The 16553-nt window shown below is 64.0% G+C and carries 15 protein-coding genes; 6 read left to right on the plus strand and 9 right to left on the minus strand.

Going from position 1 to position 16553, the window contains the following annotated elements:
* Positions 1-127: 127 nt before the first annotated feature.
* The 4 genes from HBJ55_RS12250 to HBJ55_RS12265 form a co-directional block, all read right to left on the minus strand.
* On the minus strand, positions 128-1297 hold the full coding sequence (locus tag HBJ55_RS12250) for an ABC transporter ATP-binding protein (RefSeq protein WP_167114993.1): 1170 nt from the start codon (positions 1295-1297) through the stop codon (positions 128-130).
* 99 nt (positions 1298-1396) lie between these two features.
* Complete coding sequence (locus HBJ55_RS12255) at positions 1397-2512, minus strand: extracellular solute-binding protein (protein WP_167114996.1); 1116 nt, start codon at positions 2510-2512, stop codon at positions 1397-1399.
* 216 nt (positions 2513-2728) lie between these two features.
* Positions 2729-3808, minus strand: coding sequence for an NAD(P)-dependent alcohol dehydrogenase (locus HBJ55_RS12260; RefSeq protein WP_167114998.1), 1080 nt, complete (start codon positions 3806-3808; stop codon positions 2729-2731).
* Between the two features lie 114 nt (positions 3809-3922).
* On the minus strand, positions 3923-4480 hold the full coding sequence (locus tag HBJ55_RS12265; RefSeq protein ID WP_206022576.1) for an NnrU family protein: 558 nt from the start codon (positions 4478-4480) through the stop codon (positions 3923-3925).
* Between the two features lie 116 nt (positions 4481-4596).
* Between HBJ55_RS12265 and HBJ55_RS12270 the strand changes: the two genes are divergently transcribed.
* The 3 genes from HBJ55_RS12270 (at position 4597) to HBJ55_RS12280 (ending at position 7946) form a co-directional block, all read left to right on the plus strand.
* Positions 4597-6522 carry a metallophosphoesterase family protein gene (locus HBJ55_RS12270; protein ID WP_167115004.1) on the plus strand — a complete coding sequence of 642 codons (1926 nt, stop codon included), beginning with the start codon at positions 4597-4599 and terminating at the stop codon, positions 6520-6522.
* Positions 6523-6595: 73 nt separating this feature from the next.
* A complete protein-coding gene (locus HBJ55_RS12275) occupies positions 6596-7066 on the plus strand; it encodes a DUF2243 domain-containing protein (protein ID WP_167115007.1) in 471 nt (156 codons plus the stop codon).
* 4 nt (positions 7067-7070) lie between these two features.
* Positions 7071-7946, plus strand: coding sequence for a cytochrome c oxidase assembly protein (locus HBJ55_RS12280; protein ID WP_338072014.1), 876 nt, complete (start codon positions 7071-7073; stop codon positions 7944-7946).
* Here HBJ55_RS12280 and HBJ55_RS12285 read toward each other — a convergent pair.
* Positions 7848-8915, minus strand: a complete 1068-nt coding sequence (locus tag HBJ55_RS12285) for a DJ-1/PfpI family protein (RefSeq protein WP_206022565.1) — start codon at positions 8913-8915, stop codon at positions 7848-7850. The genes HBJ55_RS12280 and HBJ55_RS12285 overlap by 99 nt on opposite strands.
* A gap of 125 nt (positions 8916-9040) precedes the next feature.
* On the opposite strand from HBJ55_RS12285, the gene HBJ55_RS12290 reads away from it, so the two are divergent.
* Complete coding sequence (locus tag HBJ55_RS12290) at positions 9041-10054, plus strand: GlxA family transcriptional regulator (protein WP_167115010.1); 1014 nt, start codon at positions 9041-9043, stop codon at positions 10052-10054.
* Here the strand turns inward: HBJ55_RS12290 and HBJ55_RS12295 are convergent.
* Entirely contained in the window at positions 10051-11541 is a 1491-nt protein-coding gene (locus HBJ55_RS12295) for an FAD-dependent oxidoreductase (protein WP_167115013.1), read from the minus strand. The two genes, HBJ55_RS12290 and HBJ55_RS12295, sit on opposite strands and share 4 nt — an antisense overlap.
* Positions 11542-11716: 175 nt before the next feature.
* On the opposite strand from HBJ55_RS12295, the gene HBJ55_RS12300 reads away from it, so the two are divergent.
* Both HBJ55_RS12300 and HBJ55_RS12305 read left to right on the plus strand, forming a co-directional pair.
* Positions 11717-12859 carry a PQQ-dependent sugar dehydrogenase gene (locus HBJ55_RS12300; RefSeq protein WP_167115016.1) on the plus strand — a complete coding sequence of 381 codons (1143 nt, stop codon included), beginning with the start codon at positions 11717-11719 and terminating at the stop codon, positions 12857-12859.
* A 130-nt stretch (positions 12860-12989) separates the two neighbouring features.
* Positions 12990-13481 carry a YciE/YciF ferroxidase family protein gene (locus tag HBJ55_RS12305; RefSeq protein WP_167115020.1) on the plus strand — a complete coding sequence of 164 codons (492 nt, stop codon included), beginning with the start codon at positions 12990-12992 and terminating at the stop codon, positions 13479-13481.
* A 98-nt stretch (positions 13482-13579) separates the two neighbouring features.
* Here HBJ55_RS12305 and pncB read toward each other — a convergent pair whose 3' ends face one another.
* Genes pncB through HBJ55_RS12320 form a run of 3 tightly spaced genes read right to left on the minus strand, consistent with a single transcriptional unit; the run spans position 13580 to position 16534 of the window.
* A complete protein-coding gene (pncB, locus tag HBJ55_RS12310; protein WP_167115022.1) occupies positions 13580-14779 on the minus strand; it encodes a nicotinate phosphoribosyltransferase in 1200 nt (399 codons plus the stop codon).
* Positions 14780-14826: 47 nt separating this feature from the next.
* Entirely contained in the window at positions 14827-16323 is a 1497-nt protein-coding gene (locus HBJ55_RS12315) for a sodium:solute symporter family protein (protein ID WP_167115025.1), read from the minus strand.
* Position 16324: 1 nt separating this feature from the next.
* Entirely contained in the window at positions 16325-16534 is a 210-nt protein-coding gene (locus tag HBJ55_RS12320) for a hypothetical protein (RefSeq protein WP_167115027.1), read from the minus strand.
* Positions 16535-16553: the final 19 nt, after the last annotated feature.

Below are 16553 nucleotides of genomic sequence, written 5' to 3' on the forward strand. Positions count from 1 at the left end.
CAGGTTGGGCTTGAGCGAGTACTCGATCATCTGCAGCTGCGGCAGGGTCACCATCACGATCAGCCAGATCCCCAGCAGGGTGATGATGGCCATCGCCAGCGGCCCACCGAAGCGCGCCTGGAGCTGCCTAAACATGCGCGCCTCCAGCCTCCGCCTGGCTGCCCTCCACCACCTCGCCCGTGTCTTCGTCCACCACCGGGCTGCCGTCGTCGGGCAGCACCACGGCATCCGACGGATCGAAGCCGAATGTCATCCGCTGGCCCACGGCGAGCGCATCGGCCTGGTTGCGCGACACCTCATGGCCGAGCTGCACGCGCAGTTTCTCGCCCGAGGCGACCAGGCGCGTCTCGAGCATGACCCAGGCGCCCTCGAAGTGCACCGCCTCGATCTCGGTGTCGAAGCTGGGCCCCGTTACGCCTGCCGTGGCCGGGCGCAGGTGCTCGGGGCGTACGAACAGTACCGCCGCCTCGCCGTTGGCCAGGCGCTTCTCGCTGCTCGCGCGGCCGGCCAGTTCGCCCAGGGCGCCGCCATCGAGGCGCACCCGCTCACCTTCGCGGTCGATCACGCGTGCCTGGATGCGGTTGTTCTCGCCGACGAAGGCGGCAACGAAGCCGGTGGCCGGCTCGCGGTAGAGCGTCATGGGATCGGCGACCTGCTGGATGCGCCCCGCCGACATCACCGCGACCCGGTCGGACATGGTCAATGCCTCGCCCTGGTCATGGGTGATATAAATGAAAGTGATACCGGTCTTGCGCTGGATCGCCTTGAGTTCGGCGCGCATGTGCTGACGCAGCTTGAGGTCCAGCGCCGAGAGCGGCTCGTCGAGCAGCAGCACCCGGGGCTCTACCGCCAGCGCCCGTGCGATGGCCACGCGCTGCTTCTGCCCGCCCGAAAGCTCGGTGACCCTCTTCGGCCCGCTGCCCTCCAGTGCCACCAGCGCCAGTAGCCGCTCGGAAACCTCGCGCCGCTTGCGCTTGTCGACCCCGCGCACCTCGAGGCCGAACTCGATATTCTCGAAAACGGTCATCAGCGGGAACAGCGCCAGGTTCTGGAAGATCATCGCTGTGGGCCGGCGGTTGACCGGCACCCCGGCCATGGGCTCGCCGCCGATGATGACCTGCCCTTCGCTCGGAGTCAGAAAGCCGCTGACGATGTTGAGCAGGGTGGTCTTGCCGCAGCCCGAAGGGCCGAGAAAGCTGAAGAATTCGCCCGAGCCTATCGCAAGCGTGGTCTTCTCGATGGCGGTGAAATCGCCGAAGCGCATCACCACCTCGTCCAGTCTGACGCTACCGTCCATCAAAACCTCATGCACAAGATCGCCGCTACGCGGCTAAAACGAAGCGGGAAGAGCGGCGCTGCGCGCCCCTCTTCCCTCTTATCTCTTTAATCCGGCGCTTTATGCCGATAGGTAGCGATCCTGATACTCATTGCGCAGTGCCACGTACCACGGTTCCTGGATCGGCCACCACCACAGGTTGGCCAGGTCCTGCTCGGTATAGGAATCGGTGAAGAACTGGCGCGTCTCGTCGGGCAACAGCTCGGTGGCGCCCTTGGAGGTCGAGTTGTAGCCGGTCGCCTTGACGAACAAGGCGCCCGCCTCCGGCGTGTAGTACCAATTGATCAGCTCGTAGACGGCATCCGGATTCTGGGCGTTCTTGGGAATCACGAAGCCCTCCATCCACGCCAACGCTCCCTCCTTGGGCGCGCCGTAGGCGATGTCCTCACCCTCCTGCTGCAGGCGGAAGGCGGTGGAGTCCCAGGTCTGGCCGATGATGGCGCCGTTGGTGCGGAAGGCCGCCTGTGCGTCGTTCTCGGTATCCCAGAACTGCACCAGCATCTGCTTGTGCTTGACCGCCTCTTCGAGGATGACGTCGAAGTTGGCGCGCATGGCCTCTTCACTGCGGTAGGAGTCGAGCAGCGGATGCGGCAGCCGGCCCTCGCGCTCCAGCCACAGGCCGATGCCGACCAGTGCCGAGTGGCCACGCACGGTCACGCCCTGGCCGTGCTCGGGATTCCACAGGTCAGCGTAGCTGAGGTTGGCGCGGTCGATCTTGGCATCGCGGCGGTTCCAGGTGATCGCCTCGGTACCCCAGTCACTGGGCGCGAAGTAGCGCTTGCCATCGACCACGCCGCCCACTTCGGAACCCTCGATGGCGCTGTCAAGCGCGCCGGCCCAGTTGATGCGCGACTCGTCCAGCGGCTGTACCAGGTCGTAATCCAGGTAGCCCGGCACCCGGTCCACAGTGGGCATGATCACGTCGAAGCCGGTGCCGTCGGTGGCCCGCAGCGAGTTCATCAGCTCGTCATTGGTGCCGTAGGGGGTGAAGGTCGCGCGGATGCCGGTCTTCTCGGTGAAGTCGGCCAGCATCTCGTCGGTGAAATAGCCCGCCCAGGCATAGATACGCAGGGTCTGCTCCTGGGCCAAAACCTTGTTGATATAGAACGACGGCACGGTGGCGGCGGCGCCGGCAGCCAGGGTGCCTTTGAGGAAACGGCGACGGGTAAACGACATGACGGGTTCTCCATGAGGGTCTTGCACAGGGTGACAGGGGCCAGTGGGAGCTGGCTCCCGACCCTTATCGCGCGACTCCATGACGATGGGATGAACATTGAATGACCGTTCAATCCCCATGTAACAAAGAGTAGCAGCCTCTCAGGAAAAATCCGCACGGCGTTTCAACGCTGTTTCGTCCATACCGACGCCGCCTAGTCGGCTTGCTGACAATGCTTAACCTGCCTGGATCGCCACCTTCAGCACGCCGTCGCGCTGGTGCGAGAAGAGGTCGTACGCCTCGACGATGTTCTCCAGCGCGTAGCGATGCGTCACCATGGGCCCGAGGTCCAAGCGTCCGGTCTCGATCACCTGCATCAGCCGGCGCATGCGCTCCTTGCCGCCGGGGCACAGCGAGGTGACGATCTTGTGGTCGCCGAGGCCGGCGCAGAACGCACCGAGCGGAATGGTGAGATCGCCGGAATAGACCCCCAGGCTCGACAGGGTGCCCCCCGGCTTGACGACCCGCAGCGCTGCCTCGAACGTGGACTGCAGCCCCAGCGCCTCGATCGAGGCGTCCACGCCACGGCCACCGGTCAGGCGCAGGATCTCCTCGACCACGTCGACCTTGCGGAAGTCGAGGGTGATGTCCGCACCCATCTGCCGGGCCATGGCCAGGCGCTCGTCGACGCCATCCACGGCGATGATCAGCCCGGCGCCGCGCAGCCTGGCCCCGGCCGTGGCACACAGGCCGATCGGCCCCTGGGCGAATACCGCCACGCTGTCGCCGATCCTGATGCCCGCCGACTCGGCGCCGGCAAAACCGGTCGACATGATGTCGGGGCACATCAGTACCTGCTCGTCGGTCAGCCCGTCGGGCACTGGAGCCAGGTTGGCCTGGGCGTCGGGCACCAGCAGGTATTCGGCCTGGGCGCCGTCGATGGTGTTGCCGAAGCGCCAGCCGCCCATCGGTTTGTAGCCGTGGGCATGGTGGCCGCCATCCTGGGCGCTGCAGCCGTCCTGACAGGCATAGGAGGTGAAGCTGGGGCAGATGGCACCGGCGATGACACGTTGCCCCTCCTGATAACCCCGGACGTTGGCGCCCAGCTTCTCGATCACGCCGACCGGCTCATGGCCGATCGTCAGCCCCTTCTCGACCGGGTACTCGCCCTTGAGGATGTGTACGTCGGTGCCGCAGATGGTGGTGGTCGTGACGCGGATCAGGGCGTCGTTGGGGCCGATGTCCGGGATGGGCTTGTCGTCGATCTCGATGCGGCCCGGCTCGACGAATATCGCGGCCTTCATCATGGCTGGCATGGCGTTTCCTCATGGTCGTGATGCCGGCAACCGGCAGATGCCATCAGGTTCGACCAATATCGCCGACAGCGCCTTGATCCACGTCAATACTTCCGGGCGCCAACCTCCGCGCCGCTACATCACCGGCACGCCGGTCACCCATACGTGCAGATGGAAAGCGAACAGATAATAGGCGACCAAGCCCACCACGAGCGTAACGATGGTGCCGGAGGCGCGTGGCGTCACGGCCGGGGCCGGCTGGCGACGCCGGGCAGAGCGGAAGTCGAGCACGGCCCAGAGCAGGAAGGCACCGAAGAAAACGATGTCGCCAAGTCGCCCATTGGCCAGCAGGTGGGCAAAGGCCCACACCTTGACCGCCAGCACCATGGGATGGCCCAGCCTGGCCTTGATATGGTTATGGGGGACATAGGCCGCCACCAGCAGGATGAAGGCAGGAATCATCAGCAGCGAAACGAGATGGCGCAGGCCAACCGGCGGCGACCACACCCAGGTGGGGTCGAGCCGCATGCGCCCGAAACCCCAGATCGCCAGCGCCAGCCCGGCGATGGAAACGAGCGAGAACAGCGCCTTCCAGCGCTTCTCTCCCATACGACTCATTTGCTTGCGGCGCCAATCGTCGGCAAAGATACGAATCGAGTGCGTGCCAAGAAAGAGTATGAGGCCAACGATCATCACGAACACGGCAGTGCCTCCATCAGAAAAGATTGAACGAAACGTAGCCAAGCCTACTCACTTGATCTGCGCTTCGCCAGCGGCGGTGGAAGCTGGCCGCCACACAGGAGACCTCGATGAGTCACGATGCCCCGACCCTGCCCGACGTGCTGGCCGGTCCTCTACTGCGCCGTTTGACGACCGAGCGTCTGGTCCTGTGGCTGGTGGGCTCTCATCCTCTTGAGCTCTCTCTCATGCTGCACCCAGAGAGCCAGCCACCGCGGCGTTTGCTGCTGGGCGACGAGCGGCTGCAGCGCATTCCCGTGGGGCGTCATGCCTGGCTTCACTTGATCGACGTTTCGCTGGCCACACCACTACCCACCGGCACGCTGATTCACTACGACCTGAAGGTATTCGGCGAATCCGGTGAAGGCGGTATCGCCGACTGGGCGCCGCACCTGCTGCATGAAGGCTCGAGCTACCCGAGTTTCGTACTGAGCGAGCGCCACCACCGCCTGCTGCACGGCTCCTGCCGCAAGCCGCATCACGACGGCCCCGACGGCCTGGTATGCGCCGATGCCTGGCTCGCCGAGCGCCGCCGAAAACCGCAGGAGTGGCCGGCCTGGCTGTTGATGACCGGCGACCAGGTCTATGCCGATGACGTGGCCGGCCCCATGCTGGTGGCCATTCATGCGCTGATCGCGCGGCTGGGGTTGTTCGACGAAACACTGGAGGGTGCCACGGTGCCCGACAGCCAGGCGCTTTACGGCGACGAAAACACCTACTATCAGCGTGCGGCACTGCTACCGGACACCGAGAGCGGCACCGCCCTGCGCGAGCGTTTCTTCGGCGGCGTACGCAAGCCGGTGTTCACCACGGCCAACGCACACAACCATCTGATCACTTTCGCCGAAGTCATGGCCATGTATCTGCTGGCATGGTCGCCGGTGCCTTGGCGCCTGGTCGAGACGAAGCCTCCTCCTCTCGACGGAGAGGACCATCAGCGCTACCTGGCCGAGCAGGGCATCATCGAGCGCTTCGTGGAAGGCCTGCCCGCCGGCGCCCGTCTGCTTGCCCACCTGCCCACGCTGATGATCTTCGACGACCACGACGTGACCGACGACTGGAATCTCACCGCCGATTGGGAGCAGATCGCCTACGGCCACCCCTTTTCACGACGCATCATCGGCAATGCCATGCTCGCCTACCTGTTCTGCCAGGGCTGGGGCAACGACCCCGACCGGTTGGCCGAACTCACCGCACGAGGCGCGGGACTGCTGAAACAGGCCCGGCAGCAGGGGGGCTGGCTCCTTGCCGAGGAGCAGGACGATCTGCTGCGGCGGCTGCGGCACTTTCAAGGCTGGGAATTTCATATTCCGGGGCCGCCTCCGCTGCTGGTACTGGATACCCGCACGCGTCGCTGGCGCAGCGAACGCCACCCGGCCCGCCCCTCGGGCCTGATGGACTGGGAGGCGCTGATCGAGCTTCAGGAGGCCATGCTCGACGCCCCTTCGGCGATTATCGTTTCGCCTGCCCCCATGTTCGGCGTCAAGCTCATCGAGGCCGTGCAGCGTCTCTTCGTCCTGGCCGGCAAGCCGCTGATGGTGGATGCCGAGAACTGGATGGCCCATCGTGGCGCCGCGAGCGTCATGCTCAACATCTTTCGTCACTCGCGCACGCCAGGTAACTACGTCATTCTCTCCGGCGACGTGCACTACTCCTTCGCCTATGACATCCAGCTACGGCAACGTAAAGAAGGTCCGCGGCTCTGGCAGATCACTTCAAGCGGCATCAAGAACGCCTTTCCCGATACCCTGCTCGACTGGTTCGACCGCCTCAATCGCTGGCTCTACTCGCCCCGCTCGCCGCTCAACTGGTTCACCAAGCGTCGCCGGCTGGCGATACATCCGCGCGACCCCGACCGTGCCAAGGCGGGCGAGCGGCTGTGGAACGGCAGCGGTGTCGGCTTGGTCGATTTCGACGACGCAGGATGCCCGCGCGATATTCGTCATCTCGACGCTCGCGGTTTCGAGGTGGGTTTTCCTCCCGCCCGGGAGCGTTAGAAAAGCCGCGGCGGATTGTCTTCGCGCCAGAGCGGGCCTAGGCTGTGGCTAGGTCCACCGGAGCATGGAAGCCATGACCTCATCCCGCCCCTCCCCGGCCAACGCTCACGATGCACGGCGCTCCCTGTGGTATGCCGTGCTGGTGGGTGCAGGCATCATGGCTGCCATTGACGAGATCGTCTTCCACCAGTTGCTGCAGTGGCATCATTTCTTCGATCATGCCACGCCAATGATTGGCATCGTCTCGGATGGCCTGCTGCATGCGGCCGAGTTGCTCGCCATCGTGGTCGGCACCTTCCTCTTGATCGACCTGGCGCACCGACACCGGCTAGCGGCACGCTGGGCCTGGGCCGGCGTGTTCCTCGGCATGGGCGGTTTCCAGCTGGTCGACGGTATCGTCAGTCACAAGCTGCTGCGCATCCATCAGATCCGCTATGGCGTCGACCTGCTCCTCTACGACCTGACCTGGAACCTTTGCGCCCTGGCGTTGCTGCTGGTCGGCACCTGGCTCTACCGGCGGGCCAGACGGCTGGAGCGGAGTTAAACCAGTGCCCTCCGCTCAAGGGTATGGCAGCGATGGGTCGCCGCTGGCATGGCTACCGCTCGTTCTGCTCGGCCTGGTCACGCTGGTCTATTTGGCAGCCGCCCGGCGCCAGCGTCTAAGCAATAACGGCTGGAGCGGCTGGCGCTGCGCTTTCTTCTCCCTGGGCAGTATGCTGCTCGCCGCAGCCGTGGCGCCGCCGGTCATGGCCTGGGCCCATCACGACCTGCGCGGCCATATGGCGGTGCACCTGCTGTTCGGCATGTTGGCACCATTGGCCTGGGTGCTGGCCGCTCCCGTGACGCTGCTGCTGCGCTCTTTGCCGCAAGCGGCTGCGCGAGGCGTTACCGCCCTGCTCAGGAGCTTGCCGATACGCAGCGTGTCGCACCCGGTCACCGCCCTGCTGCTCAATATCGGCGGCATGTACCTGCTCTACCTCACCCCGCTGTATGCCGCCTCGCAGCATAGTGTCCTGCTCAACGGCTGGGTGCACCTGCACTTCCTCGCGGCTGGCTACCTGTTCTGCTGGTCGATCCTGGCGGGTCCGGACGCCTCGCCACACCGGCTCGGCCTACGCTTTCGCCTGGGCGTACTGTTCATCTCCATGGCCGCCCACGCCCTGCTGGGCAAGCTCATGTACGGCTACTTGTGGCCGCGCGGCACCGGCCACGGCGTTGAGGAGATCCAGGCTGCTGCCCAGCTGATGTACTACGGCGGCGACCTGGCCGAGCTGTTGCTCGCCGTGGCGTTGCTGTGCCTGGCGCACCGCCACCGGCCTCGTGCCTCACCAGGCGTATTCGAGCTGCATGGCGACCAGGTTGGCGGTCGGCAATCCGTACCGCTCGCTAATATCCAGAAGCGCGTCGTCCAGCGCCGCGGCTGATGGCTCCATCACCGGCCGCAGCGTTTCAGTCGTGTTCGTCTCCTGCTCCTCCGCCTCGATGACGAGACCTCTGCGGGAGCGAATCCATTGCTCGCCGGGGTGTGTCGTTACGACGCTGGAGCGATACGTGCGGGACCAGGCATCGGCACTCAGTGCCAAGGCGATCTCATCGATGCCATCCTCGACCGGCACTTCGAAGCGTTCATGATTCCAGAAGGCCAATTTATTGCGCGCGATGGTCAGCAGCATTTCAAGTGACAGGCCAAAAGCATCCGAATCGTGTCTTTCATCGAAATCCGCTATGCCAAGGTCAAGTGCAAGGCGGTCCGCCTGTGCCGCCCCAGCCACCGCTTCGACCAGTGCCAGCGAAACGGGAACGGAAGCCGACACGCCGGTAGTCGTCACCACGCGCCCATCGACCACGAAGCGGCGATCGCGTACCCAGGTCGTGTCCTGGTAGCGTCGGCGGAGCTTGCTCAATGAAAACCAATGACCTGTCGCCGACTTGCCCTGCAGCAGCCCGGCATGAGCCAATGTCTGCACGCCATCGCAGACCCCGACGATGACGGCACCGGACTCGGCTTGTCGCTGCAGCCACCGGATGGCTTTCGGATGGTCGGGGCGATGCAATGCCGGCACGATGACGATATCGGCTCCGCCCGGCTGCTGTTCATCGAACTCTTCCGTGGTCTGTTCTGCTCGTATCTTCAATACCGGATGCAGTTGCACAGGGCCTGGCCGTGTGGAGACCGATACCACGTCCATTCTTCCCGATTCCCTCAAGACGCCGTAGGGAACCATGAAATCCGTCGTTTCAGTGCCGCCGTTGGCGGCCAGGACCGCTACCAGATGCCGTTCTCGCCCATCCTTGGGCGCCGGCAGTTCCAGGGAACGATGCTCGAGCAGACGCGCAGCACCCGGGTTGCCATAGCGCCAGCTCACCAACGCGACCATGGAGAGAATCAACACGGCCAGACCAACCAGCCTCGAGACGTAACGTGTGGGCATCAAGGGAGTTCTCCGAGAAGTAATCCGCTCATGCTGCGTCACACCTGACTCTGGCGTAAATGACAAAGTCATCGCAGAATACGCCAATGCGATTCTCCACCTCGAAACCACATACCGTTGCTCTGATCGGCTTCGATGGCATCCAGGCGCTCGATCTGGTCGGTCCCATGGAAGTATTCAGCAAGGCCAATACCCACTGCCCCGAGGCAGCACCAGCTTATCGCCTCCTTCTGGCTTCCCCGTACGGCGGCGACATCGTTTCCAATGCGGGTTTACGTATCGCCGGGACCCTGCCCATGGCGGCACTGCCAGCGTCACTGGACACCCTGATCGTTGCTGGGGGAAGTGAGGAAGGATTGCGCCGGGCCGCGGCGGAAACCGACCTGCTGGCCTGGCTGCAGGAGCGCGCACGCAGCACCCGTCGCGTAGCCAGCGTCTGTACCGGTGCCTTCGTTCTCGCGGCGGCCGGGCTGCTGCGCGGGCGACGCGCAGCGACACACTGGTCGGCGTGCGATAGGCTGCAGCAAATGTGGCCCGACATTAGCGTCGACCACGGTGCGATCTATACTGCCGAGCCGCCTTTCTACACGTCTGCCGGCGTGACCACGGGCCTCGACCTCTGTCTATCGCTGGTGGAAGCCGACTGCGGTTCGCAGGTGGCCCTTGGTGTGGCTCGCGATCTGGTCCTGTTCATGCGCCGACCAGGTTCGCAAGCTCAGTTCAGCGCCGCTCTGCAAGCCCAGGCCGCCGCAGGTTCCCGCCTGTCGCCACTGGTCAACGCGATTATCGAAGATCCGACCGGTGACCTGAGCGTGCCTGCGTTAGCAGCACGCATCAGTATGAGTGAACGCACCTTCGTGCGCCGCTTTCGCGAAGAGATCGGCGAAACGCCCGCCCAATTCGTCAAGCAGGCGCGGGTCGACCGCGCCAGGACACTGTTGGAGACCTCCCGCTGGCCTCTGGCCCGCATTGCCGAACGCTCTGGTTTTGCCAGTCTTGATAGCCTGCACCGTACTTTCCAAAGACTGGTGGGTGTCACTCCATCCGCCTATCGCAGCTACTTCGGCACGCCCGGCCAGGCTTCCAATAAGGATGGCTAAGCTCGCCCCTCCGGCTGCGCCAGGGGATGATAGGCAGGGCCTTCGATCACCTCGCCGTCGGTATCGAAGCGGCTGCCGTGGCAGGGACAATCCCATGTCGATTCGCTGGGGTTCCAGTGCACGATGCACTTCATGTGCGGGCACACAGCGGACAGCACCTTGAGTTCGCCGGTTTCGGTGCGGTGGATGGCGAGCTTCTCGCCATCCACCGTGGCTACCCGAGCCTGCCCCGGCTCGATGCCGTCGAAAGTTTCGAGTTTCTCGATACCCAGGTAGTCCTTGACCATGTGCTTGGTGACGGTGACGTTCTCCTTGGCATATTGCAGCGCCGACTTGCCCGGCGTGATCCGCCGAGCGCCAAAGTGGGCATGCCAGGGATTGTCGCGCTCCAGGATCTGGTCGGAGATGATCAGACCGGCCAGGGTGCCCCACACCAGGCCGTCGGCAGCGAAGCCGGTTGCCATGTAAAGGTTGTCGTGGCTATGCATGCGGCCAATGTAGGGCAGCCCGTCGGGCGAGCTGTACTGCTGGGCAGACCAGCCATGGGTGAAGGCTTCGACGTCGAAGTGGGTCTCGAGATATTCGCGTAGCTTCTGGTAATGGTCGCCATGATGCTCGCCGGTCTTGTGCTTTTCGCCGATCACCATCAGGTACTCTCCCTCGCCATACTGGTACCTGCGCAGCGAGTGGAAGGGATCGAGCACCCAGATGATGCCCTCGGGATACTCGCCGCTCCTCAGCTTGGCGCTGACGGCATACTCGCGCGACACCAGCATGCCCGCCTGAACCAGGTTGATGCCTTTGGGGGTATGGGTGGCTTGAACGATATGCTTCGCGGCGACGCTGGCCTCGTCGGTTCTGACGATGCCCTTGCCGGGATCGACCTCGCGCACCGGGCTGTGCTGAACGATCACCGCACCTTCGCCCTGCAAACGGTTGGCCAGCCCTTCGACGTAGTGCAGCGGATTGAACTGGGCCTGGTTGGCAATACGAATGCCCCAGCTATCGAAGGGTAATCCGGGGCTCTCCGCCATCTCGGCATCGAGCCCGGCGCTGACCAACGCGTCGAGTTCCTCGTTCAGGTCGTGCCGGGCATGCTGCCGGTCTTCGGTCGACAGGCGATAGGCCGGCTGACGCTTGAACTGGCATTCGATGCCAAGTCGCTCGATCGTCACCTCGATATGGTCGACGGCTTCGGCCCTGGCCCTAACCACGTCGGCCGCCACCTCGTCGCCCCACTTGCGGCGCAGCGGCGCCTGCCCCGAAGCCAGCGTGGCGTAAAGATTGCCTGTGGAACCACCTGTCACACCAGCCCCCACCGTGGCAGCCTCCAATACCATGACCCGCTGTCCCGCTTCGGCCAGTGCCAGCGCCGCGGTGAGCCCGGTGATGCCGGCGCCGATGATGGCGACGTCCACCTCGCTATCTTCTGTCAGGGAGGGATGTTCGGCGACACCGCGGCTGCCCAGCTTCCATATCGATTCCATAACGACTCCTTCCGTCGGCAAGTCAGGCTACTGCCCACAGTTATAGTTGTCCCGCCGAGGCTGCGCTAACGCGTGGCGACTTTGCCAAGCCCGGCCCACGCTTCGCTGCGCTTGCCAGACGGGGCCAAGCAATTACCTTGAGATAAGGCTAGTGCCCACTCAAGGAGGACATCTCATGGCACAAACCATTCCGACCGCCGCGCTCGGCTTGGCTGCCGTTGCCCTATCCCTGTCGCCGCTCGCCTCGGCGCAACCTAAGGAGTCCGTTCAGACCGAAGCGGGCGCCATGGGGATCGAAACCGTTGTGGATGGACTCGTGCATCCGTGGGGCATGGCGTTTCTGCCCGACGGACGAATGCTCATCACCGAGCGCGAGGGTCGTCTGCGGCTCCTCTCGCAGGAGGAAAATCTCTCCGACCCGCTCGAGGGCGTGCCCGAAGTGTTCAACCAGGGCCAGGGCGGACTTCTGGATGTCGCCCTGCACCCCGACTTCGAATCCAACCGATACGTCTATCTCTCCTTCTCGGAGCCCGGCGACGAAGGCGCCACCACCGCCCTGGGCCGTGGCCGTCTGGAAGAAGACCAGCTCGAGGACTTCGAAGTGATCTTCCGCATGGAGCCGAGGGTCGAGCACGAGAACCACTTCGGCGGTCGCATCGTCTTTACCGACGATGGGACGCTTTTCCTCACCCTGGCCGAGCGCTTCCAGTTCGACCCGGCCCAGGATCCGTCCAACCATCTCGGTACCATCGTGCGCCTCAACGACGACGGCACGCCGGTCGACGGCAACCCCTTCCTCGATGACGAAGAGGCCCGCGACGAGATCTGGTCCTACGGCCACCGCAACATCGAGAGCGCCGCCCTCCATCCCGAGACGGGCGAGCTGTGGGTGGCCGAGATGGGGCCGCTGGGTGGCGACGAACTCAACCGACCCGAGGCGGGGCGCAACTACGGCTGGCCCGAGGTGAGCTGGGGTAAACACTACGACGGAGAGGAAATCCCCGACCCCAGCGACGACGGCGACTACGCGGGTTCGGTCAAGCAGTGGACACCGGTCATCTCGCCTTCCGGCATGATCTTCTACACCGGCGACACCCTGCCGGAGTGGCAGGGCAGCATGCTGATCGGCGGGCTTTCGGAGCAGGGCCTGGTGCGTATCACGCTTGAAGGCGAAGAGGTCACCGATGAAGAGCGGATTCCACTTGGCGCTCGCATTCGCGACGTCGAGCAGGGGCCGGATGGCCTGGTCTACGTTCTCACCGACGAAGCGGACGGCAAGCTGATACGCCTTGAGCCGCTCGAGGGCGACAGCGCTTGAGATCGGCATCACTTACATCGCAAGTACTCAGTCACATAAAGCAACCGATGAAAATCGTATAAACGCCGGAGCATTGCTACGTTGTAGAAGCTAGACAAAGGAATGCTTTACCAAAGCGAAAGGAGGACACATGAAGATCGATAGCCCCCAGGAACTCTTCGCCCGCATGCTATCCGAGACCAACAGCGCCGAGAAGCAGATCACTCGCGCGCTGCCCAAGATGGCGCGTGCCGCCGATGACCCGAAGCTGGTCGAGGCTTTCCAGCATCACCTCGAGGAAACCCAGGGCCAGTTGGAGCGCATCGAGCAGGCGGCCGACTCCATCCCCGATATTCGCCTCAAGCGCATCAAGAGCCAAGCCATGGAGAGCCTGATTCAGGAAGGGGAGGAGCTGATCGACGCCACCGAGAAGGGGCCGCTGCGTGATGCCGGCCTGATCGCCGCGGCTCAAAAAGTGGAGCATTTCGAGATCGCAAGCTACGGCACGCTATGCGAACTGGCCGAGCAGCTGGGTCACACCAAGGCCAAGGAGATCCTGGCCGAAACGCTCAAGGAGGAGAAGGCCACCGATGACAAGCTGAGCAAGATGGCCAAGCAGGACATCAACAGGAAGGCGAGCTAAGTAACCGCTTTCTTACCTCGCGGCAGGCCGGCTCTCGGCCTGCCCGCTCGTTCTGATCCACGCTTTTCCCGGAGGCCTGAAACAGCCGGGCGTGAGCACTACGCCTCCACGCCGAAGACATGCTTTAGGTAGCGCACATAGCTCTCGTCGCGCGACATGGTCTTGCCCGGCGAATCGGATATCTTGGCCACGGGTTGGCCATTGCACGAGACCATCTTGATCACGATGTTCATCGGCTTCACACCCGGCACGTCACAGGTCAGGTTAGTGCCGATACCGAAGCTGGTGCGGATGCGCCCCTCCAGCGCCGTCTTGATGTGCATGGCCTTGTCGAAGGTCAGGCTGTCGCTGAAGATCAGCGTCTTGGTCTTCGGGTCGATGCCCAGCGACTCGTAGTGGCGAATGCACTTCTCGGCGAACCACAGCGGGTCGCCGCTGTCGTGACGCAGCCCATCGAAGAGCTTGGCGAAGTAAAGATCGAAGTCGCGCAGGAAAGCATCGAGAGTAACCGTATCGGTCAAGGCGATGCCCAGGTAGCCGCGATATTCCTGCACCCAGGCCTCCAGTGCGGCCCGCTGGCTGTCCACCAGGCGGCTGCCCAGTTGCTGGTGCGCCATGACCCATTCGTGAGCCATGGTGCCCATCGGGCTGATGTCGTGACGCCGCGCAATATCGACATTGCTGGTGCCGACGAAATTGCCCGGAAACTCCTCCTCCATGACCGTAACGATCGCCTCCTGCACGGGCTGAGAGAGGCGCCGGCGCGTGCCGAAGTCGGCCAGGTTGAAGCTCGCCAGTTGCTCGGATGTATAGGCCTCGCGCAGGCTATCGAGCTTGCGGCGCAGTTGAGCCACGGCCTGGTCGATCTCGACTTCGGGGTAGAGGGTGCGATTGCGCACCTCGCTGATGATGGCGAGTATCACGATCTCGAACAGGATGCTGTGCGACCACGGCCCGTCGATGACGATACACAGCTCGCTGCCCTGCATGCCGACCTGGACGTATTCCGGCCGGAAGCGGAACAGCTCCAGGAAGCGGATGAAATCGGGTGACATGTAGGCGAAGCTCGCCAGATAGGCCGACTCCTCGCGCGACAGCTGCAGCGTGGCGAGTCGGTCGATCTGCTCGCGAATCTCGGGAATGTAGCGCTCCAGGGGCTCGGCATCGCGACAACGGAACTCCCAGGTCACGCTGGCATTGGGGTACTGGTGATGGACCCCCTGCATCATGGTCAGCTTGTACCAGTCGGTATCCAGCAATGACCGGATAATCGGTCCTTCGCGGTAGGTCTCGCCCATGTCGCCTTCCGTTTGCGTGATCAGTAGCTTGCGTCTCTCCGTTCAGGCTAGCGCTCGCCGCGCTTCTCTACCACCCGCGACGCCCGCTCGGGGCTCTGCGGTACGGCAGCCAGGAATTCGTCCGCCGCGGCATGTGCAGGCCGGCTGGCCAGGCTGACGCCGACGAAGGTAAGGCTCGCGACGACGATGCCCCACACTCCTGCCGGCAACCCCAGGAAGCTGTTGCCGATGGCGTAGACGAACAGCACGAAGGCGCTGGCAACGATGACGCTTGCCAGCACGCCGGGAGCGGTGCCTCGGCGCCAATAGAAAGCCCCGATGATGGCCGGCACCACGGCCACGAGCCCGGCCGATGCGGCCACCGAGAGCACCGCGATCAGGCTCAGCTGCAGTTCGGCAAAGCCCAGCGCCAACAGCGCAATGACCGGGATGACCCACTTGCCGACGGCGAGCTGGCGCGCCTCGCTGCTCCCCGGCCTGAGATTGCCGTAGACGTCGCGGGCGACCATCGAGGAGAGCGTCAGCATGATCGAGTCGATGGTCGAGACCGCCGCCGCCAGGATGCCGATCATCACGATCACGCCCAGCAGGGGCGGTACGTGACTGGAGGTCAGCAGCGATGGCGTGGCCAGGTCGGCGTTGTCGAGCTCCGGAAAGGCAACGATGGCAGAGAGCCCCCACAGCACCGAGACCAGAGTGTAGACGAAGCCGAAGAGCAGGAAACCGAGCAGCATCCGGCGCATCGCCGTAAGCGACGCCGGCATGAACAGGCGCTGGCTGACCTGGGGATTGGAGAGGCTGAAGAAGAACCAGGGAATGGTCAGGCCCAGGAAGGTGGTGAAGGTGAACAGCCCCTCCCCCGGCACCACCAGCATCTCGGGGTGCTCCGTTGCCAGCGTATCGAACAGCACCTGAAAGCCGCCCAACCCCTGGATGACCAGGAAGGTCACCAGCGTGGAGGCCACGATCATCATGATTGCCTGCAGCGAGTCGGTCCACATCACCGAGCGAATGCCGGCAATGTAGGAGAAGAACAGCGCCAGCGCCGTGGCCAGCAACACCCCGACGGTGAAAGGCACCGTGCCCTGGGTGGTGCCCTGCAGCAGGTAGCCGATCCCGGCGAGCTGCACCGCCGCGTAGGGAATCAGAAACAGGCAGTTGGAAAGCGCCACCACGATCGCCACCGCCCGGCTGTCGTAGCGTCGGCCCAGCATCTCGCTGGGGGTGACGAAGCCGAAGGCCTTGCCCACGGCCCAGAAGTGCGGCCCGAACACCGCCACCAGCGAGACCCCGGCGAAATAGACGATCTCGAACCCCAGCGCACCCACGCCACCGGCATAGGTCAGCCCCGCGAGCCCCACCATCATGAAGGCGCTGTAGGTGGTCGCACTGTAGCTGAGCGCCGAGACGAAGCCGTTCATCTGCCGATTGCCGAGGAAGTAGCCCGACATGTCTTGGGTCTTGCCCTGACGCGACAGAATGGCAATGACGATGGCGATCGCCAGATAGCCCGCGATGGCCCACCACACGAGGGAAACGGTCATGTCACCGATCCTCGAAGTCGCGGGTGAGGAAAACGTTCAGCGCGATCACGGCCAGCCCCGCCAACGCCCAGAACAGGAAACTGCCGTACCAGCGCGACACGTCGCTGAGCAGCGTGTAGGGAACGGCATAACACAACGCGACAACGAGCCAGACCAGCCAGATCCCCTTGCTGCGCGATCCCTTGTGCTTTACTTCCCTGCCTTTACGCATAGGCCTCCCTTTCGCCTTG

Source organism: Billgrantia bachuensis (genome assembly GCF_011742165.1).
Lineage (GTDB): Bacteria > Pseudomonadota > Gammaproteobacteria > Pseudomonadales > Halomonadaceae > Halomonas > Halomonas bachuensis.

Excerpts from the sequence above, each read along its gene's own strand:
- HBJ55_RS12270 (WP_167115004.1), top strand. The coding sequence starts at position 4,597 with ATGAGTCACGATGCCCCGACCCTGCCCGACGTGCTGGCCGGTCCTCTA.
- HBJ55_RS12315 (WP_167115025.1), bottom strand. The coding sequence starts at position 16,323 with ATGACCGTTTCCCTCGTGTGGTGGGCCATCGCGGGCTATCTGGCGATC.
- HBJ55_RS12275 (WP_167115007.1), top strand. The coding sequence starts at position 6,596 with ATGACCTCATCCCGCCCCTCCCCGGCCAACGCTCACGATGCACGGCGC.
- HBJ55_RS12290 (WP_167115010.1), top strand. The coding sequence starts at position 9,041 with ATGCGATTCTCCACCTCGAAACCACATACCGTTGCTCTGATCGGCTTC.
- HBJ55_RS12295 (WP_167115013.1), bottom strand. The coding sequence starts at position 11,541 with ATGGAATCGATATGGAAGCTGGGCAGCCGCGGTGTCGCCGAACATCCC.
- HBJ55_RS12260 (WP_167114998.1), bottom strand. The coding sequence starts at position 3,808 with ATGCCAGCCATGATGAAGGCCGCGATATTCGTCGAGCCGGGCCGCATC.
- HBJ55_RS12300 (WP_167115016.1), top strand. The coding sequence starts at position 11,717 with ATGGCACAAACCATTCCGACCGCCGCGCTCGGCTTGGCTGCCGTTGCC.
- HBJ55_RS12255 (WP_167114996.1), bottom strand. The coding sequence starts at position 2,512 with ATGTCGTTTACCCGTCGCCGTTTCCTCAAAGGCACCCTGGCTGCCGGC.
- HBJ55_RS12305 (WP_167115020.1), top strand. The coding sequence starts at position 12,990 with ATGAAGATCGATAGCCCCCAGGAACTCTTCGCCCGCATGCTATCCGAG.
- HBJ55_RS12250 (WP_167114993.1), bottom strand. The coding sequence starts at position 1,297 with ATGGACGGTAGCGTCAGACTGGACGAGGTGGTGATGCGCTTCGGCGAT.
- pncB (WP_167115022.1), bottom strand. The coding sequence starts at position 14,779 with ATGGGCGAGACCTACCGCGAAGGACCGATTATCCGGTCATTGCTGGAT.
- HBJ55_RS12320 (WP_167115027.1), bottom strand. The coding sequence starts at position 16,534 with ATGCGTAAAGGCAGGGAAGTAAAGCACAAGGGATCGCGCAGCAAGGGG.
- HBJ55_RS12265 (WP_206022576.1), bottom strand. The coding sequence starts at position 4,480 with ATGATCGTTGGCCTCATACTCTTTCTTGGCACGCACTCGATTCGTATC.